This is a genomic window from Burkholderia sp. B10 (assembly GCF_004368385.1).
Classification (GTDB): domain Bacteria; phylum Pseudomonadota; class Gammaproteobacteria; order Burkholderiales; family Burkholderiaceae; genus Burkholderia; species Burkholderia vietnamiensis.
The window spans coordinates 35498-58569 of sequence record NZ_PQMX01000032.1 but is presented as its reverse complement, the minus strand read 5'-3'; the positions used below and the strand labels follow the sequence as shown (position 1 = coordinate 58569).

The following is a 23072-nucleotide window of genomic DNA, read 5'->3' as shown; positions in this document are numbered from 1 at the left end:
CCTCGCTCAATGCACGCCGAGATACGCCTTCACCGCCGGCAAGCCGGGCTTGCCGTCGATCGTCGTCACGCCGGCCAGCCACTTGTCGAGCGATTGCGGATTCGCCTTCAGCCACTCGGTGGCGGCCTTGTTCGGGTCCTGCTTGTTCATGATCGGCACCATCACGTGGTTCTCGATGGTCGTCGTGAACTGCAGGTTCGACACGAACTTCGCGACGTTCGGGCAGCGTTGCGCGTAGTCGGGCGGCGTGGCGGTCAGCACCTTCGCTTCGCCGTAGTTCGGGCCGAACACGTCGTCGCCGCCGCTCAGATAATCGATCTTCATCTGCACGTTCATCGGATGCGGCTCCCAGCCGAGGAACACGATCCACTGCTTGTCGCGGATCGCGCGATTCACTTCGACCAGCATCCCCGCCTCGCTCGACTCGACCAGCTTGAACTTGCCGAGGCCGAACTGGTTGCCGTCGATCATCTTCTTGATCAGCGCATTGCCGTCGTTACCCGGCTCGATCCCGTAGATCTTGCCGTTGAGCTTGTCCGCGAACTTCTGGATGTCGGCGAACGACTTCAGGCCGCCCTGGTACACGTAGTCCGGCACTGCGAGCGTGTATTTCGCGCCGGTCAGGTTCGGCGTGGCGAGCACCTTGATCTGCCCGGCCTTCGTGAACGGCTGGATGATCGGGTCCATCGTCGGCGACCAGTAGCCGAGGAACACGTCGATCTGCTTGCTCTTGATGCCCGCGAACGTGATCGGCACCGACGCGATCGTCTTGGTCGGCGTGTAGCCGAGCCCCTGCAGCATCGCCGATGCGAGGCCGGTGGTGGCCGCGATGTCGGACCAGCCGACGTCCGCGAAGCGCACGGTCTTGCACACGGGCGGGTCGGCCGCGTAAACCGCCGACATCGGCGCTGCCATCCCGATCCCGCATACCGTTGCGATCAATAGGCGCTTCATCTTTCTTCTCCTCAAAGTGACGTCGTTTGCTTGGGCTACGGGATCGATGGGTAAAGCCGCGCGCCGCGATCCCGGCGGCGTCGCGGACCGGATGGTTCGCGTATCGGTGCGCCGTTCGCGTCAGCGCCCCGGCAGGCGGCGCTCGTAGCTCGGCGCGTGACCGAACTGCGCGCGATACGCCTTGCTGAAATGACACGGCGAATGAAAGCCGCACGTCGTCGTCACGCGCGCAATCGACGCGTCGGTCGTGCGCAGCAGGTCGCGCGCGCGCTTCAGTCGCAGCGTCAGGTAGTAGTGGGTGGGCGAGACGTTCAGATACACCTTGAACATGCGCTGCAGGTGACGCTGCGACAGCCGCACGAGCCGCGCGAGCTCCTCGAGCGACAGCGGCTCCTCGATGTTCGCCTCCATCAGCCGCACGACCTCGATCAGCTCCGCCCGCGAAAAACCCACGCGCGCATCGACCGGAATCGGCTGCGTGTCGGTGGCGCTGCGGATACGCTCGAGAATGAATTGCTCGGACACCTGCGCGGCGAGCTGCTGGCCGAAGCGCATGCCGACGAGGTTCAGCATCAGGTCGAGCGGCGCGGTGCCGCCGGTGCAGGTGAGGCGGTCGCGATCGACGACGAACAGCTCGTCGGCGAAACCGACGCGCGGAAACTCGGCATGCAGCGCCGACAGATTCTCCCAATGCACGGTGCAGCGATAGCCGTCGAGCAACCCACTCGACATCAGCGCATACGCGCCGGTGCAGATGCCGCCGAGCGGCAGCCCGCGCTCGGCGAGCGCGAGCAACGTGTCGCGCGCGACGTCGTCGACCACGTCGCGGATGCGCACGCCGCCGCACACGATCATCACGTCGGGCAGGTTGTCATGGTCGAGCGCCTGAGTGGGCCGCACCGCGATGCCGTTGCTGGCCTGCGCCGGCTTGCCGTCGAGCGAATAGATCGACCACTTGTAGTGATCGGCGCGGCCGACGTAATTTGCCATCCGAAGCACTTCGACCGCGCTCGAAAACGCGATCATCGAGAAGTTCGGCAGCGTGAGAAAACCGAAATGAGCGAGGGAAGAAACCGGTGAAACGCAGGGGGCGGGTGCGGCGGCGGCGAACGTCACATCGGGCTCCTGGCGAACGGTTGATCAGGTTGCACGCAGCCAGCCCCGTGGCGCAGGCCACGGAAGCTGGTATCGGATCGGGAAAAGCGGCCGCAGCGCGCGGCCGCCGGGCGTTACGCTTGCGCGGGCGCGGCCTTCGCGCGGAACAGGTGCTTCAGGCCCGAGAACAGCGGCGCTTTCACGGCACCCGGCGCGCGGCCGAAGCTCTCGGTGATGCGGTCGAGGATGATCGCGAGCAGCACGACCGACAGACCGCTTTCGAAGCCGAGGCCGATGTCGAGGCGCTGGATACTCGCCAGCACGTCGTTGCCGAGACCGCCCGCGCCGACCATCGACGCGATGATGACCATCGACAGCGCCATCATGATCGTCTGGTTCACGCCCTGCATGATCGACGGCAGCGCGTTCGGGAACTGCACCTTGTACAGCAGTTGCCACGGCGTGCAGCCGAACGCCTGGCCGGCTTCGACGATCTCGCGGTTCACGTGGCGGATGCCGAGGCTCGTCAGCCGCACGGCCGGCGGCATCGCGAAGATCACCGTCGACAGGATGCCCGGCACGCGGCCGAGGCCGAACAGCATCGCGGCCGGAATCAGATAGACGAAGGCGGGCATCGTCTGCATCAGGTCGAGGACCGGGCGCAGGGTCGCGGCGACCCACTTGCTCTTGGCCGCCCAGATGCCGAGCGGAATGCCGAGCACGAGGCTGATGATCGTCGACGACAGCGTGAGGCCGAGCGTGATGACCGTCTGATCCCAGAAGCCGGTCGCGAAGATCAGCAGCAGCGATGCGGTGGTGAACAGCGCGAAGCGCCAGCCGACGCGCCACAGCCCGACGCCGATGAAGATCGCCATCATCAGCCACATCGGAATCGCCTGCAGGCCGTGTTCGACCAATGCGGCGAGGCTCTCGATCGCCTGGCCGATCGCGTCGAAGGTCTTTGCGTCGTGATCGAGCAGATAGTGAACGGACTGGTCGACCCAGCTGCCGAGTGGAATGATTTCAGACATGGGAGCCTCGCGAACGCGTGATGGCCTTCAGGATAAGTGCGCGGTCGACCGAGCCGCAGTAGCAGCCTTCGTCGTCGACGACGGGTAGCGCATTCGGGCTCGCGACGACGCGCGCGACGACATGTTCGAGCGACGCGTCGCGCCGGATGCTCTCGATCGGCCGCACCGACGGCGTGGCCTGACCGAGCGCGTCGCGCGTGACGAAGCCGCGGATCTTGCGTTGCGCGTCGAGCACGAACGCATATTCGGCGCTGCCGTTCAGCGTCGCCGCGACGCCTTCCGCATCGCACTTCGACACGAGCGGCACGGCGCCCGTCTGCATCAGGTCGCCGGCCGTCAGGTAGCGGCTGGTGTCGATGCCGTCGAAGAACGCGCGCACGTACTCGTCGGCCGGGTTCGCGATGATGTCCTGCGGCGTGCCGACCTGCACGAGCCGGCCGCCTTCCATGATCGCGATGCGGTTGCCGATGCGCAGCGCCTCTTCGAGATCGTGCGACACGAACATGATCGTGCGGCGCTGCTCCTTCTGCAGTTGCAGCAGCACGTCCTGCATTTCGCGGCGCTTGAGCGGATCGAGCGCGGAGAACGCCTCGTCCATGATCATCAGCGACGGGTTCACCGCGAGCGCGCGGGCGAGGCCGACGCGCTGCTGCATCCCGCCCGACAGCTCGGACGGCAGCTTGTGCGAGAACGGCGCGAGCCCGACCTGCTCGAGCACTTCCATCGCGCGCCGCTCGCGCTCCTTCTTGCCGACGCCCGCGACCTCGAGGCCGAACGCGGCGTTCGACACCACGGTGCGATGCGGCATCAGCGCGAACGACTGAAACACCATGCTCATGTCCTTGCGGCGCAGCGCGGTGAGCGCCGAGCGGCGCGCCGACGCGACGTCGAGCCCGTCGATCAGCACCTTGCCGGCGCTCGGATCGACCAGCCGGTTCACGAGGCGGATCAGCGTGGATTTGCCGGAGCCGGACAGGCCCATCAGCACGAATATTTCGCCTTCCTGCACGTCGAACGATACGTTGTGCACGCCGACGACCTGACCGGTACGCTTGAGCACATCATCTTTCGTCGCGCCGGCGGCAAGCATGTCGAGCGCCTGTTGCGGGTTACTTCCAAACACCTTGCACAGACCTTCGACCACGACCTTGGGGGCATCCATCGAAACCTTCTCCTCGTGTAGCGGGGACTCACGCGTGTCTAGCGTGCCTACATAGTTGCCAGAAAAAACCCCGACCTGCCGACGAATTACGACAAACGCTTGCGCAAATACGACACACCCCACAGCCGCGCCCCGCGGGCCGCGGCGCGCGGCGACCCCCGATTGCGGCGACGCACTACGCGCAGCGTCAGCAACGACGGGCATCGCGTCCCGGACTTGTGCGCAGCAGCGCGACGCGTAACCCGCGCAGTCGGGCGAAAAAACACAAGTGGCGCGCGTCGCTTTACGACAATTTTGCGTCCGATCGGCCGCGTCGCGGCGCCGTGCGCAAATTAAAAGAATGGTCGTACGAAAAGACTGCATCGCGAACGTGTACCGCCACGTTCGCGGGCCGTCGGCAACCCTGAAATTCCCGCATGGCCACTGTGATACATTGCCGGCAACCACGCCATTCGGGACATCACCGCGCGCCTTGCGCGGCGCACGCTCGAGCGGTGCGCGCATGCCGGTTCGCCTGCCGGCCAGAATGGAAAAACCGCCTCGATCGGGCAGCGCGACGATCGAAGGACGATAACGAAATGAGAGAGGGAGTTAGGCGATGACTTGGGCCTTGGCCGCAATCGGCTTCATCGCGGGCGGTATCGCCGCATTGTTCGGGGATGTCTCGGTCGCCACCGGCGCGCTGCTCGGCGCGGTGACCGGCTTCTGCGTCGGCTACGCGCTGCAGGAAGGCAGGCGCACGAGCGGCGACACGACCTCCGACGCATCTGCAATTTCCACACCCGGCAGCGCGCCGCCATCTGTGGTGGTGCCGCTCGCCGATCGCGTCGCGCGGCTCGAAGCGACCGTCGACGCGCTCACCCACGAGCTCGACGCGCTACGCGGGCAGCTGGCCGGTGCGAACGCCGGCGTCGCGGCCGGCAGCGCCGCGCACGCGCCGGCGGTCATACCGGTGGGCAAACCGGCTGTCACGCCGTCACCCGCCGCGATGCCGCCGCAACCATCGGTGCAACCGGCGGCCGTGCGTGTCGCCACGCCGGCGTCGACGATCGCGGTTGCGCCTGCGCCTGCGCCCGCGCCCGCGCCTGCCGCTTCGGCGCGCGCGAGCGCCGAGCCTGCGGCCGCCGTCGCACCGACGCTTACGCCCGCCGCGACCACGCCGCCCGCACCACCCGCCCCGCCGAAGCCGCGCGAGCCCGGTATCGCGGAGCGCGCGCTGCGCGCCGCACGCGACTGGCTGCTCGGCGGCAACACGGTCGTGCGGGTCGGCATCATCGTGCTGTTCTTCGGTGTCGCGTTCCTGCTCAAGTACGCCGCCGACAACGACCTGCTGCCGATCGAATTCCGCCTGGCCGGCACCGCGCTCGCCGCGGCCGCCCTGCTCGCGATCGGCTGGCGCGTGCGCGCGCGGCGTGCGGCATACGGGCTCGTGCTGCAAGGCGGCGGCATCGGCATCCTGTATCTGACGATCTTCGCCGCCACCAAGCTCTACGCGCTGCTGCCGGTCGGCGCGGCGTTCCCGCTGATGGTCGCGATATGCGCGCTCGGCGCGTTCCTCGCGGTGATGCAGAACGCGCTGCCGCTCGCGTTCATGGGCACCGCGGGCGGCTTCCTCGCGCCGGTGCTGCTGTCGACCGGACACGGCAGCCACGTCGCGCTGTTCAGCTACTACGCATTGCTGAACGCGGGCGTGTTCGCGATCGCATGGTTCAAGGCGTGGCGTCCGCTGAATCTGCTCGGCTTCGTGTTCACGTTCACGATCGGTTCGGCGTGGGGCGTGACCGCGTATCGTCCCGCGTTGCTGGCGAGCACCGAACCGTTCCTGATCCTGTTCTTCCTGATGTACGTCGGCATCGCGCTGCTGTATGCGGTGAAGCGCGAGCTGGCGCTGCGTCACTACGTCGACGGCACGCTCGTGTTCGGCACGCCGATCGTCGCGACCGCGCTGCAGGCGGCGCTCGTGAAGGACATCCCGTTCGCGCTCGCGTGGAGCGCGGTCGCGCTGTCGGCGTTCTACCTCGTGGTCGTCGCGTGGCTCGCGCGGCGCCGCGCGCGTCTCGCGCTGCTGTTCGACGCGATGCTCGCGCTCGCGGTGATCTTCGCGACGCTCGCGGTGCCGCTCGCGTTCTCCGGCCCGACGACGAGCGCCGCGTGGGCGATCGAAGGCGCGGCGATCGTGTGGGTCGGCGTGCGTGAACGGCGCCTCGCGCCGTTCGCCTTCGGCCTGTCGATGCAACTCGCGGCCGCCGGCGCGTTCTTCACGAGCCTGCTTGGCGCGCCCGACGCGAACGCGCTGCCGGTGCTCAACAGCCCGTACATCGCGATGCTGCTGATCGCGCTCGCCGGGCTCTTCACCGGCTGGTGGCTGCACGGGCGCAACGAAGCGCGCGCGTGGCATGCGTGGATGCCCGACGTGGGCTCGGCGGCCGCGGTCTGGGGGCTGTTGTGGTGGCTCAGCGGCGGGCTGCACGAGATCCTCGTCTATGCGAGCCGCCACGTCGATCTGCATGCGGACCGCTTCGTCGTCGATGCGACCGCGCTGTTCGCGGCCGGCACCGCATGGCTCGCGCACCTGGCGCGCCGCAAGCTCGCGTGGCCGATCGCCGAATGGCCCGCGCTCGCGTTGACGCCGGTGCTCGCGCTGCTCGCCATCCGCGCGTTCGATACGCACGACGCGCCGCTGTCCGGCATGGGCGCGTTCGCGTGGCCGATCGCGGTGATCGCGTGCTATGCGCTGCTGCTGCGCCAGTCGCGCGCGATCCCCGCCTCGGCGGCATCGGCGACGGCCCGCGCCGCAACCGGCGCGCCGACCGTCGCAGCCGTGCCCGCGGCGTGGCTCGCGCCGCTGCACACGCTGATGTTCTGGACCTTGTGCGGCTTGTGCTCGCTCGAAGGCTTCTGGCGCTTGCGCGCGTTCGTGCCCGAAGGCGCGTGGAGCTGGAGCGCATGGGCGTACGGCTTCGGCGCGCTGCTCCTGCTGGTTTCGGGCCCCGGCTCGCGGCTGCGCTGGCCGATCGGCGCGTACCCGCGCGCCTACCAGCTGTGGGGCGCCGCACCGCTCGCCGCGTTGCTGTGGCTGTGGAGCATCGCGAGCGTGACGAGCGACGGCGACGCGTCGCCGCTGTTCTGGCTGCCGATCCTCAATCCGCTCGACGTCGCGCAGCTGTTGATCTTCGTCGCGTTCGCGATGTGGCTGCGCCGCCTGAAGGCGCTCGGCGTGACGTGGCATCCGCTCGCGGCCGATCTCGCGGCGCTCGCGACGGTGTTCCTGTGGTTCAACGCGCTGCTGCTGCGCACGCTGCATCACCATTTCCACCTCGCTTACGACGTCGACGCCGTGCTGTCGTCGTTCGGCATGCAGCAGGTGTTCATGGTCGGCTGGAGCGTGTTCGCGTTCGCAGGCATGTGGCTGATGCGGCGCGACGCCATCGCGCGCATCTGCGCGCTCGCGTCGCTGCCGCTGATCGTCGTGATGTGGCTCTGGACCTTCTACGCGAACTTCACGCAGGACGGCGGCAGCTGGGCGCGCATCCCGCTGCTCAATCCGCTCGATCTCGTGCTGGTGGCCGTCTACGCGCTCGCCGCGTCGTGGTTCGTGCGCGTGCGCCGGCTCGGCTGGTCGTTCGGCGCGTATCGCGTCGAGCTGCTCGCGGCGGCCGGCGCGACGGCGTTCCTGTGGCTGAACGCGATCCTGCTGCGCACGCTGCATCACTGGACGGGCGTGCCTTATGCGTTCGACGCGATGGCGGAATCGACGCTCGTGCAGGCATCCGTATCCGTGTACTGGACGCTCTGCGCGCTCGCGACGATGATCTGGGCAACGCGCCGCGCGCTGCGTCCGCTGTGGTTCGTCGGCGCCGCGCTGCTCGCGCTCACGGTGATCAAGCTGTTCGTGTTCGACCTGTCGCACGTCACCGGCATCGAACGCATCGTGTCGTTCATCGGCATCGGCGTGCTGCTGCTGTTGATCGGCTATTTCTCGCCGCTGCCGCCGAAGGCAGCGGCTCAACCGGACGATCGCCAATCATGAAGCGACTCGCAGCCCTGCTCGGCCTGAGCCTGCTGACTTCGTTCGCGGCCGCCGGCGGCCCGCCCGGCGCCGAACGCGTCGCACGGCGCTTCGCGCTCGATCTCGACGGCAGCGCCGCGTATTACCAGCTCACCGTGCCGCAACCCGTCTATGCGGGCAGCCGGCGCGACGACCTCGGCGACGTGCGGATCTTCAACGGCGCGGGCGAGCCGGTGCCGTATTCGCTCGATGCGCCCGCGACGACCGCGGCCGCGTTGCCGCCGACGCGCACGCCGGCACACTGGTTCGCGCTGCCGCGCACGCGCGGGAACGACGACCGCGCACCGCTCGGCGTAGCGGTCGCGCCGGACGGCTCGCTACGCGCGACGCTCGCCGCGCCGGCACGCGCGACGCATGCGGTGGATCTCGTCGACCTGTCTCATGTGGACGGCGACGTCGACGCGCTGCTCGTGCACCTCGGCGACGACAGCTACCAGGGACGCGTCGCGGTCGAGGCCAGCGACGATCTGCACGACTGGCGCTCGCTCGGCAGCGTGCAGTTGCTGAAGGTGGCACGCGGCGGCGACACGCTGGTGCAGGAACGTATCGCACTCGACGGCATGGGTTCGCGCTACCTGCGGCTCGAATGGCTCGACGACGTGCCGTCGATCGCTTCGATCGACGTCGAGACGCGTCCGCGCGATGCGCGCGCGGTGGAAGCCGCCGCGGTGCCGCGTCAATGGCGCGACGCCGTACGCGTGCGAGCCGGCGACACGCCGGGCGAATACCGGTTCGACACCGACGGCCCGTATCCGGTCGACCGCTTGCGCATCGACCTGCCGCAGCCGAATACGGTTGCGCGCGCAACGGTGCAGAGCCGCAGCGATGCGCAGTCGCCGTGGCGCGACGTCGCCGATGCGGTGCTGTTCCGGCTGCAACGCAACGGCGGCGAGCAACGCAACCCGCCGCTCGCGTTCGCGCCGAATCCCGACCGGGCTTGGCGCATCGTCGTCGACATGCGCAACGGCGGGCTCGGCGGCGGTCAGCCGGCCGTGGCGATCGGCTGGCATCCGGCCGCACTGACGTTCGTCGCGCGCGGCACGCCGCCCTTCACGCTCGGAGTCGGCAATGCGGCGCTGTCGTCGTCGGCCGTGAGCCGCGATGCGCTGCTGATCGGCATGGCGCCCGAAGTGCGTCCCGCGCGCGTGGGCGCGGCTTTGGCGACGTCGGAGGCCGCGCCGGAGCCGAGCGCCGACGCGGACGCGACCCGCCGCTACGTGCTGTGGGGCGCGCTGGTCGCCGCGGTCGCGGTGCTCGGCACGATCGCGTGGCGTCTCGCGCGCGGCAGCGGCGAGGTACGCAAGCGCGACGAATGACGTGGCATCGCGCGGCAGGATGACGGCGCCGGACCCATGCGCGGGACGGCGCCCCGTTGACACGGCCGGCCGCGCATTCCATGCTCGCTGCTCGTTCATCGCCCTGCGAGCGCCCATGGTCACCTGCTTTCTTCGTTACGTCGTCGATCCGTACAAACTCGAGCAGTTCGAAACCTACGGCAAGATGTGGATTCCGCTCGTCGAGCAATTCGGCGGCACGCATCACGGCTACTTCCTGCCGTCCGAGGGCGCGAGCAACATCGCGCTCGCGATGTTCTCGTTCCCGAGCCTTGCCGAATACGAGCGCTACCGCGAACGCTCGAAGGCCGACCCGGCATGCCAGGCCGCGTTCCGTTACGCGGAGGAAACGCGCTGCATCGTCAGCTACGAGCGCAGCTTCTTCCGGCCGGTGTTCGAGTAAGCCGCGCCTTTGCGGCGCCGGACGAAAAAAAGCCCCGCCTGCATCCGCGCGGCGGGGCCAACCCATGTCAGTAGAGACATCATGGAGGAGACGGGCTCATCATATCGAGCCCGGCATGGCGTCCCAACCAAGCATTTCTGCTATCCATCTGCGGCGCCGCATCCGCGCGCGACCTGCGCGCATCGCATATCGATAGAACGAAAAGTCGTTTTCAGAGTGGCGGCGGGGTCGTTACCATCTGGTTTTAAGCCTGCGCTTAGCCGGGCAACCATCCCCAAGGAGCGCCCCTTGACTGCATTCGATCAACACCGCCGGCCGTTCGTGGTCGGCATCGGCGGCACCACCCGGGCCGCATCGTCGACCGAGCGCGCGCTGTCGTTCGCGCTGCGCGGCGCACAGGCGGCCGGTGCGCGCACGCGCCTGTTCGACGGCCCGTTCCTGCACACGCTGCCGCACTACGCCCCCGAGCACAAGGCCTTGACCGACGCACAGCGCGAGCTGATCGACGCCGTGCGCGAGGCCGACGCGATCATCATCGCGACGCCGGGCTATCACGGCGGCGTGTCCGGCCTCGTGAAGAACGCGCTCGACACGCTCGAGGAACTGCGCGCCGACGAGCGCCCGTATCTGGACGGCCGCGCGGTCGGCCTGATCGTCACCGCGTACGGCTGGCAGGCCGCCGGCACCGTGCTCACGTCGCTGCGGTCGATCGTCCATGCGTTGCGCGGCTGGCCGACGCCGTTCGGTGCGACCGTCAATACGCTCGAAACGCGCTTCGAGAGCGCCGAAAGCTGCTCGGACCCGAAGGTCGTCGCGCAGCTCGAGACGGTCGGCTCGCAGGCGGCCGAATTCGCGCTCGCGTTCGCGTCGCATCGCGCGGCCACGCACGCTGCATCGGTCGACGCGCTCGCGCCCGTACTGAAGATCGCCAACCAGTAACCGCACACCGCCCGCGCGCGGCCGGCGACGTTCGCCGCGCGCGCGGCGTTCGCACGTTCAAGCGGCGTCCGCCGCGATGCTCCCGCCGTTCGCGACTCCCCCAGCCGATAACGATTCGGCTCACCGCGTGATTAGCATTGGCCGAAAGATTGGTTCACGCGCGGCGCGGGTTTTCGTACGCTGAAAGCCCGTACCTTCCACGCGCGAGCCATGAACCGCACGATCCGCTACAAGGGCTACGAAGTCGCCCCCGCCGCCGCCCGTCTGCCGAACGGGCTGTTCGCCGCGAACCTGACGATCGAGAAGGCGAGCGGCGGCCCGTCGCCGCGCGCCGTGTCGTTCGACGCGATCGATTTCTTTTTCGAAGAGGAACACGCGCTCGCGTATGCATCCCGCTGGGGACGCCTGTGGGTCGACACGCAGGCCTGAACGCGACGCGCGGCAGCGCCGGGCTGCACGAAAATACGCGCTGACGAAAGCTATGCAAGAATCTTTCGTCTTGTAATCGTATAACAATAGCCATGTCCGACACGCTGCAGGAACAACATGCAGCGGCAGATCACGCCATGCGCCACTGGACCTTCGAGAGTCAAGGTCCGGTCAAGATCGGTTCCGATGCGCACAAGCGGATGTTCTGCCGCATGCTCCTCGATACGCACAACCCATACAAACCGGCCGTCATCGACTGGCCGCCGCTGAAACCCGACGCGCTCAAGCGGCTCACGTCGCTGCCGATCTGGGACATCGCCGTGCAGACGGAAGGCCGCGCGTCGGTCCGCGTCGCCACCTTCGCGGCAACCGTCGACGATCCGCTACTGCGCAGCGCACTCGACATGGACGGCGGCGAGGAAGCGCGCCACAAGGTCGTGCTGTCGAAGCTGGTGGCCGCATACGGCATCGAGCTTGCGCCCGAACCGCCGTATCCGGCGCCGAAGGACGCGGAGTGGTCGTGGATGGTGACCGGCTTCAGCGAATGCATCGACAGCTTCTTCGCGTTCGGGCTGTTCCGCTCCGCGCAGCGCTCCGGCTATTTCCCGGCCGAACTCGTCGAGACGTTCGAACCGGTGATCCAGGAGGAAGGCCGCCACATCCTGTTCTTCGTGAACTGGTACGCGTGGTACTGGCGCAATCTGCCGTGGTGGCGACGACCGTGGTTCTTCGCCCGTGTCGTCGCCGTATGGGCGTTCCTGATATGGGAGCGCGTCGGCATCGCGCGCGGGATCGATACGGACGGCGTGGCGCACGACGCGAACTTTCCGGCGACGAGCACCGCCGAAATCGGCGACGCACTCGACCCGCGCGAGCTGATCGAGCTGTGTCTGACGGAGAACGACCGACGCATGGCCGGGTACGACGAGCGGCTGCTGCGCCCGACGTTCGTGCCGCGCATGGCGCGGCTCGCGCTGCGCTTTCTGCGGAAATAGGCGTCGTTGCGACGGGGCGGTTCTGCGGCGAACGAGTATCGCGGCCGCGGACCGCCGGCGATTCGTGCTGGCCAACGGGGCGGCAGGTGGCGCCATCGTGGTGTCGTCCGGCTCATGCTGTGCCCGCCGCGCAACGTTTGCAGGCTTGCTCCCGGAGCAAAAACGCACGGTTCCCGATTTGGCCGGGTCGCATCGCGCGCGACACGATGCCGGTCAGTGCGCGGCCATTACCGCACGGCCGTTTCGAATGCGATGGCGCATCGCCGTTCCTACTCGCGTTTCCACTTCGCTGCTCGGCTTGCCGCTCCTCGTAACGGAGTTGCGCCGTGGACAGTCGGCCCGGACGCGGCGGCGATGATCTGACAATTTCGCGCCCGCCGGTGGCTTCGCGCAGCCGAGCGGTTGGAGCCTCCGGCTGCCCCCATCGGCGATTAGCCGAATCGCTCAATTGCCCGCCATATGGAACACGATCAATAGGATCGCTTCAACATGTGCTCTCAATTAGCGAGCGATTGCGCTGCAGCGGTTTCTTTGTCATCGACTGATAGTGAGCGCTGCCGGAAGCCCGCCCGACGGACCAGCGCGGGCGGCGCGATGCGCAATTCAGCATATCGCGACGGCTCGCCCCGCGTCGTCAATCGATTATCCCCCATGATTAACGACATAATAAAAATGCCACTCATGATATTAAAATAGCGAATTGATAAATATGTTCATATTCTTGTAGATCGACATCGTGGTCGCATTACAGAACAGAAAGAAACATGCGTCGCGCAAACGTTTGCTATTCAATTCTTCCTACCTTTCCAGGGCCAAAATGCGCACCATCGCGCAAACAACCCATGCAAACCATTGATTTCACACGACTTTTATGCGTGAACATCAGACCTCCGGCACTTTACAAAAACAATTCTTCATACTTTCGGATTGGTTGTTAATCAATACATCAAATCGCGATGCATTAACGATTCTTTAAACTTCCACGCGCTACATTTATCACTTTTTGTCAATCTACAAATAACGCCTCAAATAAAATTCGCGCATCGATTAAGAGTTTCGCGCGAGCGCACGAAATATTCGTCTAATGAAAGGCGGTGTGTGCGGCGCGCTTATTTGGAGGTAGCAGGACATGAACCGCACATACCGCTCGATCTGGAACGAAGCTCTCGGCGCCTGGGTCGCGGCCTCGGAACACGACTCGGCACGGGGTAAGCCGAACAAATCCGCCGTCGCGAAGGCTGTTGCGGCAGTGGCGCTCGTCGCGGGGGCGACGGTCGGCAACGTCGCGCACGCGCAGTACAGTGCGGGCGGGTTCGGCGGCTCCGTCGTCGCGTCGGGGTCGCAGGCGATCGCGATCGGCGGCAACGCCGGCAGCACGACGACGGCCAGCGGCGCAACCTCGATCGCGATTGGCGCGAACGCGACAGCGTCGGGCAACTATTCGCAGGCATTCGGTCAGCGTTCCGTGGCCACCGGCTCGAGCTCGATCGGCATCGGTTCCGGCTCCACGGCACTCAATACCGGCGCGACCGCGGTCGGCAACGACACGACGGCATCGGGCATCAGTTCGGTCGCGCTGGGCGGCGGCAACAGCAGCGGCACGGGCGGTGCGGTCGCGGCAGGCACGAACGCGATCGCGATCGGCCGGTTCTCCAATGTCGATGCGGCGGCGACGTCGGGCGTTGCGATCGGCGCCAACTCGGTCGTCACGTCGGCCGGCACCGACGCAACGGCGCTGGGTTCCGCCGCGACCGCGGCGGCCAGCGGCGCGACCGCGCTCGGCAACGGCGCGACGGCCAACGTCGCCGGCTCGGTCGCGCTCGGCAAGAACGCCGTGACCACAAGCACGAGCGGTACGACGACGGCAGGCACCGGGGCCGTCGGCAGCGCGACGGTCGGCACGCAGACGTTCACCGGGTTCGCCGGCACGAGCTCGGCCGCGGGGGTCGTGAGCATCGGCAGCCCCGGCGCGGAGCGGCGGATCCAGAACGTCGCGGCCGGGCTCGTGACTTCGGGCAGCACCGATGCGGTCAACGGAAGCCAGCTCTATTCGGTCGCCAGCACGACGACGTCAAGTATCAGCAGTCTTTCGACTTCGACGTCGACGGGGCTGTCGACGGTTGGTAGTTCGATTACTTCGCTTTCTACGTCGACTTCGACCGGCATCAGTTCGTTGTCCACGGGCCTCAGTTCGACCAATAGTTCGGTGACATCGCTTTCTACGTCGACTTCCACGGGTATCAGCTCGCTGTCGACCGGGCTCAGTTCGACCAATAGTTCGGTGACGTCGCTTTCGTCGTCGACGTCGACCGGCCTCTCGTCGGCCAATAGCGCGATTACGTCGCTGTCTACGTCGACTTCCACGGGCATCAGCTCGTTGTCGACGGGTCTCAGCTCGACCAATAGTTCGGTGGTCTCGCTGTCCACCTCGACGTCGACCGGCATCAGCTCGCTGTCCACCGGCCTGAGCTCCACCAACAGCTCGGTGACGTCGCTTTCGTCGTCCACGTCGACGGGCTTGTCATCGGCCACCAGCTCGATCACGTCGCTGTCAACTTCGGCTTCGACGGGTCTGTCGTCGGCAACCAGTTCGATCAGCTCGCTTTCCACTTCGACCTCGACGGGTATCAGCTCGCTGTCCACCGGCCTGAGCTCGACCAACAGTTCGGTGACGTCGCTTTCGACCTCCACGTCGACGGGGCTGTCGTCGGCCAATAGCTCGATCACGTCGCTGTCCACCTCGACGTCCACGGGCATCAGCTCGTTGTCGACAGGTCTCAGCTCGACCAATAGTTCGGTGGTCTCGCTTTCCACTTCGACCTCGACCGGTATCAGTTCCCTGTCGACGGGCCTGAGCTCGACTAATAGCTCGGTGACGTCGCTGTCGTCGTCCACGTCGACCGGCTTGTCATCGGCCACGAGTTCGATCACGTCGCTTTCCACCTCGACCTCGACCGGTATCAGCTCGCTGTCCACCGGCCTCAGCTCGACCAACAGCTCGGTGACGTCGCTTTCGTCGTCCACGTCGACGGGCTTGTCGTCGGCCACCAGCTCGATCACGTCGCTGTCCACGTCGACCTCGACCGGTATCAGCTCACTGTCCACCGGCCTCAGCTCGACCAACAGTTCGGTGACATCACTGTCGTCGTCCACGTCGACGGGCTTGTCGTCGGCAACGAGCTCGATCACATCGCTGTCCACCTCGACCTCGACCGGTATCAGCTCGTTGTCCACCGGCCTGAGCTCGACCGACAGTTCGGTGGCATCGCTGTCGACCTCCACGTCGACCGGCCTCTCGTCGGCGACGAGCTCCGTCACGTCGCTGTCCACGTCGACCTCGACCGGTATCAGCTCGTTGTCGACGGGCTTGAGTTCGACCGATAGCTCGGTGGCCTCACTGTCGACTTCGACATCGACCGGTCTGTCGTCCGCGACCAGTTCGATCAGCTCGCTCTCCACGTCGGCCTCGACCGGTATCAGCTCGCTGTCGACCGGCCTCAGTTCGACCGACAGCTCGGTCGCCTCGCTCTCGACGTCCACGTCGACGGGCCTTTCGTCGGCGACCAGCTCGATCGGCTCTCTGTCCACGTCGACTTCCACGGGCATCAGCTCGTTGTCCACGGGTCTGAGTTCCACCGACAGCTCGGTTGCCTCGCTGTCGACCTCCACGTCGACCGGCCTCTCGTCGGCCACCAGCTCGATCACCTCGCTCTCCACCTCGACCTCGACCGGCATCAGCTCGTTGTCGACAGGCCTGAGCTCGACTAATAGTTCGGTAACGTCGCTGTCGTCGTCCACGTCGACGGGCCTTTCGTCGGCGACCAGCTCGATCGGCTCTCTGTCCACGTCGACTTCCACGGGCATCAGCTCGTTGTCCACGGGTCTGAGTTCCACCGACAGCTCGGTTGCCTCGCTGTCGACCTCCACGTCGACCGGCCTCTCGTCGGCCACCAGCTCGATCACGTCGCTGTCCACCTCGACATCGACCGGCATCGGCTCGCTGTCCACCGGTCTCAGCTCGACCAACAGCACGGTGGCTTCGCTGTCGACGTCCACGTCGACGGGCCTGTCGTCGGCCAACAGCTCAATCACGTCGCTGTCCACCTCGACCTCGACCGGCATCAGCTCGCTGTCCACCGGCCTGAGCACGGTCGTGACCAAGACCGACAATCTCGGCAACAGCACCGCCGCGGCGCTCGGCGGCGGCGCTGCCTACGATCCGACGACAGGCGCGGTTTCCGCTCCGTCGTACACGATGTACAACGCGAACGGCACGACGTCCACCGCGAACAGCGTCGGCTCCGCGATCGACAGCATCAACAGCCAGGGCATCAAGTATTTCCACGCGAATTCGACGGCCGCCGACAGCCAGGCGCTCGGCGCCGACTCGGTCGCGATCGGCCCGAACGCCATCGCCAACAACGCCGGCGACGTCGCGCTCGGCAACGGTTCGGTCACCGCGGCGCCCAACCCGACGCCGACCGGCACCGTCGGCGGCGTGACCACCACGTTCGCGGGCGGCAACCCGACGAGCACCGTCAGCGTCGGCGACCCGAGCGCCGGCATCACGCGCCAGATCACCAACGTCGCGGCAGGCCAGATCACGCCCACCAGCACCGATGCGATCAACGGCTCGCAACTGTTCGCGACCAACTCGGTGGTGAATTCGCTGTCGACGACGGTGTCGTCGTCCAGCAGCGCAATCTCGTCGCTGTCGACCGGCATCACTTCGTTGTCGACGGGGTTGAGCTCGACTGATAGTTCGGTGGCGTCGTTGTCGACCTCGACGTCGACGGGTTTGTCGTCGGCAACCAGCTCGATCAGCTCGCTGTCGACTGGCCTCAGCTCGACCGACAGCACCGTGGCCTCGCTGTCGACGTCCACGTCGACGGGCCTTTCGTCGGCGACGAGCTCGATCTCGTCGCTGTCCACCTCGACCTCCACGGGCATCAGCTCGCTGTCCACCGGCCTGAGCTCGACCGATAGTTCGGTGGCGTCGTTGTCGACTTCGACGTCAACGGGGCTGTCATCGGCGACGAGCTCGATCAGCTCGCTGTCGACCGGCCTCAGCTCGACCGATAGCTCGGTCGCCTCGCTCTCCACGTCCACGTCGACGGGTCTCTCGTCGGCGACCAGCTCGATCTCGTCGTTGTCCACGTCGACCTCGACCGGCATCAGCTCGCTGTCCACGGGCCTCAGCTCCACCGATAGCTCGGTGGCGTCCCTGTCCACCTCGACCTCGACGGGCTTGTCGTCGGCCACCAGCTCGATCACCTCGCTGTCCACGTCGACTTCGACCGGCATCAACTCGTTGTCCACGGGCCTCAGCTCGACCGACAGTTCAGTGGCCTCGCTGTCGACTTCCACCTCGACCGGCCTCTCGTCCGCGACCAGTTCGATCACGTCGTTGTCCACGTCGACCTCGACCGGCATCAGCTCGCTGTCCACGGGCCTCAGCTCGACCGACAGTTCGGTCGCCTCGCTCTCGACGTCCACGTCGACCGGGCTGTCGTCGGCCACCAGCTCGATCAGCTCGCTGTCCACCTCGACTTCGACCGGCATCAGCTCGCTCTCGACCGGCCTGAGCTCGACCGACAGCTCGGTCGCCTCGCTGTCGACCTCCACGTCGACCGGCCTCTCGTCGGCAACCAGCTCAATCACGTCGCTCTCCACCTCGACCTCGACCGGTATCAGCTCGCTGTCGACAGGCCTCAGCTCGACCGACAGCACGGTCGCCTCGCTGTCGACCTCGACGTCGACCGGGCTGTCGTCGGCAACCAGCTCGATCACGTCGCTGTCCACCTCGACTTCGACGGGCATCAGTTCGCTGTCGACCGGCCTGAGCTCGACCGACAGCTCGGTCGCCTCGCTGTCGACCTCCACGTCGACGGGTCTGTCGTCGGCGACCAGCTCGATCACCTCGCTGTCCACCTCGACCTCGACCGGTATCAGCTCGTTGTCAACGGGCCTGAGCTCGACCGACAGCTCGGTCGCCTCGCTCTCGACGTCCACGTCGACCGGCCTCTCGTCGGCGACGAGCTCGATCAGCTCGCTGTCCACCGGCCTCAGCTCCACCGATAGTTCGGTCGCCTCGCTGTCGACCTCCACGTCGACCGGTCTGTCGTCGGCGACCAGCTCGATCAGCTCGTTGTCCACCTCGACCTCGACCGGTATCAGCTCGCTGTCGACTGGCCTGAGCTCGACCGACAGTTCGGTCGCCTCGCTCTCGACGTCCACGTCGACCGGTCTGTCGTCCGCCACCAGCTCGATCACGTCCCTGTCCACCTCGACTTCGACCGGTATCAGCTCGCTGTCGACTGGCCTGAGCTCGACAGATAGCTCGGTCGCCTCGCTGTCGACCTCCACCTCGACCGGTCTGTCGTCGGCGACCAGCTCAATCTCGTCGCTCTCCACGTCGACCTCGACCGGTATCAGCTCGCTCTCGACCGGCCTGAGCTCGACCGACAGCTCGGTCGCCTCGCTGTCGACCTCCACATCGACCGGCCTGTCGTCGGCAACCAGCTCAATCACGTCGCTATCCACCTCGACCTCGACCGGTATCAGCTCGCTCTCGACCGGCCTGAGCTCGACGGACAGCTCGGTCGCCTCGCTGTCGACCTCCACGTCGACGGGTCTGTCGTCGGCGACCAGCTCGATCACCTCGCTGTCCACCTCGACCTCGACCGGTATCAGCTCGCTGTCAACGGGCCTCAGTTCGACGGATAGCTCGGTGGCCTCGCTGTCGACTTCGACGTCGACGGGTCTGTCATCGGCGACCAGCTCGATCTCGTCGCTGTCCACGTCGACTTCCACGGGCATCAGCTCGTTGTCAACGGGCCTGAGCTCGACCGACAGCTCGGTCGCCTCGCTGTCGACCTCCACGTCGACCGGGCTGTCGTCGGCGACCAGCTCGATCACGTCGCTGTCCACGTCGACCTCGACCGGCATCAGCTCGCTGTCCACCGGCCTCAGCTCCACCGATAGTTCGGTGGCCTCGCTGTCGACCTCCACGTCGACCGGTCTGTCGTCGGCCACGAGCTCGATCACGTCGCTGTCCACGTCGACCTCGACCGGCATCAGCTCGCTGTCCACCGGCCTGAGCTCGACGGACAGCTCGGTGGCCTCGCTGTCGACCTCCACGTCGACCGGTCTCTCGTCGGCCACGAGCTCGATCACGTCGCTGTCCACGTCGACTTCGACCGGCATCAGCTCGTTGTCCACCGGCCTGAGCTCGACCGATAGTTCGGTGGCATCGCTCTCGACGTCCACGTCGACCGGTCTGTCGTCGGCCACGAGCTCAATCAGCTCGCTCTCCACGTCGACTTCCACGGGCATCAACTCGTTGTCCACCGGCCTCAGCTCCACCGATAGTTCGTTGACGTCGCTGTCGACCTCGACGTCAACGGGGTTGTCGTCGGCGACGAGTTCGATCAGCTCGCTGTCCACCTCGACCTCCACGGGCATTAGCTCGCTGTCGACGGGCCTCTCGTCCACGAGCAGCTCGATCTCGTCGTTGTCCACCTCGACTTCGACGGGCATCAGCTCGCTGTCCACCGGTCTGAGCTCGACCGATAGTTCGGTCGCTTCGCTGTCGACCTCCACGTCGACCGGTCTCTCGTCGGCCACCAGCTCAATCAGCTCGCTGTCCACCGGCCTGAGCTCGACCGACAGCTCGGTGGTCTCGCTGTCGACCTCCACGTCGACCGGTCTGTCGTCGGCCACGAGTTCGATCACGTCGCTGTCCACGTCGACCTCGACCGGCATCAGCTCGCTGTCCACCGGTCTGAGCTCGACCGATAGCTCGGTCACGTCGCTGTCGACCTCCACGTCGACCGGTCTGTCGTCGGCCACGAGCTCGATCACGTCGCTGTCCACGTCGACCTCGACCGGCATCAGCTCGTTGTCCACGGGCCTCAGTTCGACCGATAGCTCGGTCGCGTCGCTCTCGACCTCGACGTCAACGGGGTTGTCGTCGGCGACGAGTTCGATCAGCTCGCTCTCCACGTCGACTTCCACGGGCATCAACTCGCTGTCCACCGGACTGAGCTCGACCGACAGCTCGGTGGCATCGCTCTCGACATCCACGTCGACGGGTCTGTCGTCGGCCACGAGCTCGATCACGTCGCTGTCCACCTCGACTTCCACGGGCATCACCTCGCTGTCCACCGGCCTGAGTTCGACCGACAGCTCGGTGGCCTCGCTCTCGACCTCCACGTCGACCGGTCTGTCGTCGGCCACGAGCTCGATCAGTTCGCTGTCCACGTCGACCTCAACCGGTATCAGCTCGTTGTCCACGGGTCTCAGTTCGACCGATAGCTCGGTCGCGTCGCTCTCGACCTCGACGTCGACGGGGTTGTCGTCGGCGACGAGCTCGATCACATCGCTGTCCACCTCGACTTCGACCGGCATCAGCTCGCTGTCCACCGGTTTGAGCACGACGGATAGCACGGTGACGTCCCTGTCGACGTCCACGTCGACGGGTCTGTCGTCGGCCGCCAGCTCGATCACGTCGTTGTCCACCTCGACTTCGACCGGTATCAGCTCGTTGTCGACCGGCCTGAGTTCCACCGATAGCTCGGTGACGTCGCTGTCGACGTCCACGTCGACCGGTCTGTCCTCGGCCACGAGCTCGATCACGTCGCTCTCCACCTCGACTTCGACCGGCATCAGCTCGCTGTCGACCGGCCTGAGCTCGACCAACAGCTCGGTGGCCTCGCTCTCGACCTCCACGTCGACGGGCCTGTCCTCGGCCACGAGTTCGATCACGTCGCTGTCCACCTCGACTTCGACCGGCCTCAGCTCGCTGTCGACCGGCCTGAGCTCGACCAACAGCACGGTCGCCTCGCTCTCCACCTCGACCTCGACCGGCCTCAGCTCCCTCTCCACCGGCCTGAGTTCCACCGACAGCACGGTGATATCGCTGTCGACCTCGACCTCGACCGGCCTCTCGTCGGCCACGAGCTCGATCACGTCCCTGTCCACCTCGACCTCGACCGCGATCGAAGCTGCGAAGACGCACTACTTCAGCGTCAACGACAACGGCACGCAGCAAGGCAACTACGCGAACGACGGCGCGACGGGCGTCAACGCCCTCGCAGCCGGCGTGAACGCCAGCGCCGCCGGCGCGAGCAGCGTCGCCGTCGGCGACGGCTCGAACGCGCAAACCGCCGGTGCCGTCGCGATCGGCCAGAACGCATCGGCCACCGGCGGCAAGGCGGTGTCGATCGGCTCCGGCAACACGGCGAGCGGCGACGGCGCGGTCGCCATCGGCGACCCGAGCGTCGCAACGGGCACCGGCGCAGTCGCGATGGGCGCGAACGACACGGCGACCGGCACCGGCGCAGTGGCGCTCGGCAACGCGAACACGGCAACCGGCACCGGCGCGCTCGCGCTCGGCAGCAACGCGGTCGCCAGCGCCACCGGTGCGCAAGCCTACGGCTCCGCCGCAGCGGCCACGGCCACCGACGCCCTCGCGTTCGGCACGAACGCGCAGGCCAACGTCGCCAACTCGATCGCGATGGGCGCGAACTCGACCACGAGCAATGCAGTCGCGGTGTCGAGCATGACGGTCGGAGGCGTCACGTACGCGGTCAGCGGCATCGCACCGGTGGGCGTCTTCAGCGTCGGCGCACCGGGCGCCGAACGTCAGATCACGAACGTCGCCGCAGGCCGCGTCTCGGCCACCAGCACGGACGCCGTCAACGGCAGCCAGCTCAACGCAACGAACCTGGCCATCAGCAGCCTGTCGACGTCGACGGCCTCGAACATCTCGTCGCTGTCGACCGGGATCGGCTCGCTGTCCACCGGCCTGAGCTCGACCAACAGCAACCTCACGTCGCTGTCCACGTCGACCTCGACCGCGATCGGCTCGCTGTCCACCGGCTTGAGCTCGACCAACAGCAACCTCACGTCGCTGTCCACGTCGACCTCGACCGGCATCGGCTCGCTGTCCACCGGCCTCAGCTCGACCAACAGCACGGTGGCGTCGCTGTCGACCGGCGTGACGAGCATCAGCAACACGCTGAACCAGCTGTCGACGACGGTGAACAACAACCAGGCGCGTACGGCGAACAACTCCGGCATCGCGGCCGACATGAACGGCACCGGCACCGACCGCCCGACCGTCACCGCCGGCTCGAACTCGGTGGCGATCGGCGCGAATTCGAGCGACGGCGGTCGTTCGAACGTGGTGTCGGTCGGCAGCGACACGCAGCAGCGCCAGATCACGAACGTCGCGCCGGGCACGCAAGGCACCGACGCGGTCAATGTGAACCAGCTGACGCAAGTGCAGACGACGCTGTCGACCGCGCTGTCGGGCCAGCAGTCGCAGATCAACTCGCTCGGCACGCAACTGCAGCAGACGGACCAGATGGCGAAGCAGGGCATCGCGGCCGTCGGCGCGATGGCGTCGATCCCGCAGATGGACCGCGACGCCAACTTCGGGATGGGTATCGGCACGTCGACGTTCCTTGGCCAGAAGGCGATGGCGGTCAACATGCAGGCGCGCATCACGGAGAACCTGAAGGCGTCGATCAACGGCGGCTTCAGCGGCGGTCAGAAGGTGATCGGCGCCGGCATGCTGTATCAGTGGAAGTAACCCGTCGCGCAGCACGCCGCCCGTCCGGCCCACCGGCCGGGCGGCGGGCGGCGTGCCGCGCGCT

The 23072-nt window shown here is 66.8% G+C and carries 10 protein-coding genes and 1 pseudogene; 7 read left to right on the top strand and 4 right to left on the bottom strand.

The features are described from left to right. Positions 1 to 6 precede the first annotated feature (6 nt). The 4 genes and pseudogenes from C3Y15_RS17450 to C3Y15_RS17435 all read right to left on the bottom strand — a co-directional run. Positions 7 to 954, bottom strand: a complete 948-nt coding sequence (locus C3Y15_RS17450) for a choline ABC transporter substrate-binding protein (RefSeq protein WP_014724007.1) — start codon at positions 952 to 954, stop codon at positions 7 to 9. 120 nt (positions 955 to 1074) lie between these two features. Beyond that, positions 1075 to 2070: a GlxA family transcriptional regulator gene (locus C3Y15_RS17445; RefSeq protein WP_011880823.1), complete on the bottom strand. Its 996-nt coding sequence runs from the start codon at positions 2068 to 2070 to the stop codon at positions 1075 to 1077. A gap of 113 nt (positions 2071 to 2183) precedes the next feature. Continuing rightward, on the bottom strand, positions 2184 to 3080 hold the full coding sequence (gene choW / locus C3Y15_RS17440; RefSeq protein WP_011880824.1) for a choline ABC transporter permease subunit: 897 nt from the start codon (positions 3078 to 3080) through the stop codon (positions 2184 to 2186). Further along, a pseudogene (locus C3Y15_RS17435) lies at positions 3073 to 4357 on the bottom strand (glycine betaine/L-proline ABC transporter ATP-binding protein); the annotation flags it as partial. The pseudogene C3Y15_RS17435 and the gene choW, both read right to left, overlap by 8 nt. A gap of 483 nt (positions 4358 to 4840) precedes the next feature. On the opposite strand from C3Y15_RS17435, the gene C3Y15_RS17430 reads away from it, so the two are divergent. The 7 genes from C3Y15_RS17430 (at position 4841) to C3Y15_RS32545 (ending at position 23008) form a co-directional block, all read left to right on the top strand. After that, positions 4841 to 8272, top strand: coding sequence for a DUF2339 domain-containing protein (locus C3Y15_RS17430; protein WP_069240468.1), 3432 nt, complete (start codon positions 4841 to 4843; stop codon positions 8270 to 8272). Beyond that, entirely contained in the window at positions 8269 to 9627 is a 1359-nt protein-coding gene (locus tag C3Y15_RS17425) for a DUF3999 domain-containing protein (protein ID WP_069240469.1), read from the top strand. Before C3Y15_RS17430 ends, C3Y15_RS17425 begins: the two co-directional genes overlap by 4 nt. Positions 9628 to 9742: 115 nt before the next feature. Beyond that, positions 9743 to 10048 carry an NIPSNAP family protein gene (locus tag C3Y15_RS17420; protein ID WP_011880828.1) on the top strand — a complete coding sequence of 102 codons (306 nt, stop codon included), beginning with the start codon at positions 9743 to 9745 and terminating at the stop codon, positions 10046 to 10048. 288 nt (positions 10049 to 10336) lie between these two features. Then, on the top strand, positions 10337 to 10987 hold the full coding sequence (locus C3Y15_RS17415) for an NAD(P)H-dependent oxidoreductase (protein WP_014724011.1): 651 nt from the start codon (positions 10337 to 10339) through the stop codon (positions 10985 to 10987). Positions 10988 to 11197: 210 nt separating this feature from the next. Next, the gene (locus C3Y15_RS17410) at positions 11198 to 11416 is read left to right on the top strand and encodes a hypothetical protein (protein WP_006749916.1); all 219 of its coding nucleotides are present in this window, start codon (positions 11198 to 11200) and stop codon (positions 11414 to 11416) included. A 92-nt stretch (positions 11417 to 11508) separates the two neighbouring features. Beyond that, the gene (locus C3Y15_RS17405) at positions 11509 to 12411 is read left to right on the top strand and encodes a hypothetical protein (RefSeq protein ID WP_014724012.1); all 903 of its coding nucleotides are present in this window, start codon (positions 11509 to 11511) and stop codon (positions 12409 to 12411) included. 1129 nt (positions 12412 to 13540) lie between these two features. Then, a complete protein-coding gene (locus C3Y15_RS32545; RefSeq protein ID WP_134206850.1) occupies positions 13541 to 23008 on the top strand; it encodes a YadA-like family protein in 9468 nt (3155 codons plus the stop codon). Positions 23009 to 23072 lie beyond the last annotated feature (64 nt).

What these genes read in the sequence shown, in the direction of transcription:
- C3Y15_RS17405 (WP_014724012.1), top strand. Translation starts at nt 11,509, where the DNA reads ATGTCCGACACGCTGCAGGAACAACATGCAGCGGCAGATCACGCCATG.
- C3Y15_RS17450 (WP_014724007.1), bottom strand. Translation starts at nt 954, where the DNA reads ATGAAGCGCCTATTGATCGCAACGGTATGCGGGATCGGGATGGCAGCG.
- C3Y15_RS17420 (WP_011880828.1), top strand. Translation starts at nt 9,743, where the DNA reads ATGGTCACCTGCTTTCTTCGTTACGTCGTCGATCCGTACAAACTCGAG.
- C3Y15_RS17425 (WP_069240469.1), top strand. Translation starts at nt 8,269, where the DNA reads ATGAAGCGACTCGCAGCCCTGCTCGGCCTGAGCCTGCTGACTTCGTTC.
- C3Y15_RS32545 (WP_134206850.1), top strand. Translation starts at nt 13,541, where the DNA reads ATGAACCGCACATACCGCTCGATCTGGAACGAAGCTCTCGGCGCCTGG.
- choW (WP_011880824.1), bottom strand. Translation starts at nt 3,080, where the DNA reads ATGTCTGAAATCATTCCACTCGGCAGCTGGGTCGACCAGTCCGTTCAC.
- C3Y15_RS17430 (WP_069240468.1), top strand. Translation starts at nt 4,841, where the DNA reads ATGACTTGGGCCTTGGCCGCAATCGGCTTCATCGCGGGCGGTATCGCC.
- C3Y15_RS17410 (WP_006749916.1), top strand. Translation starts at nt 11,198, where the DNA reads ATGAACCGCACGATCCGCTACAAGGGCTACGAAGTCGCCCCCGCCGCC.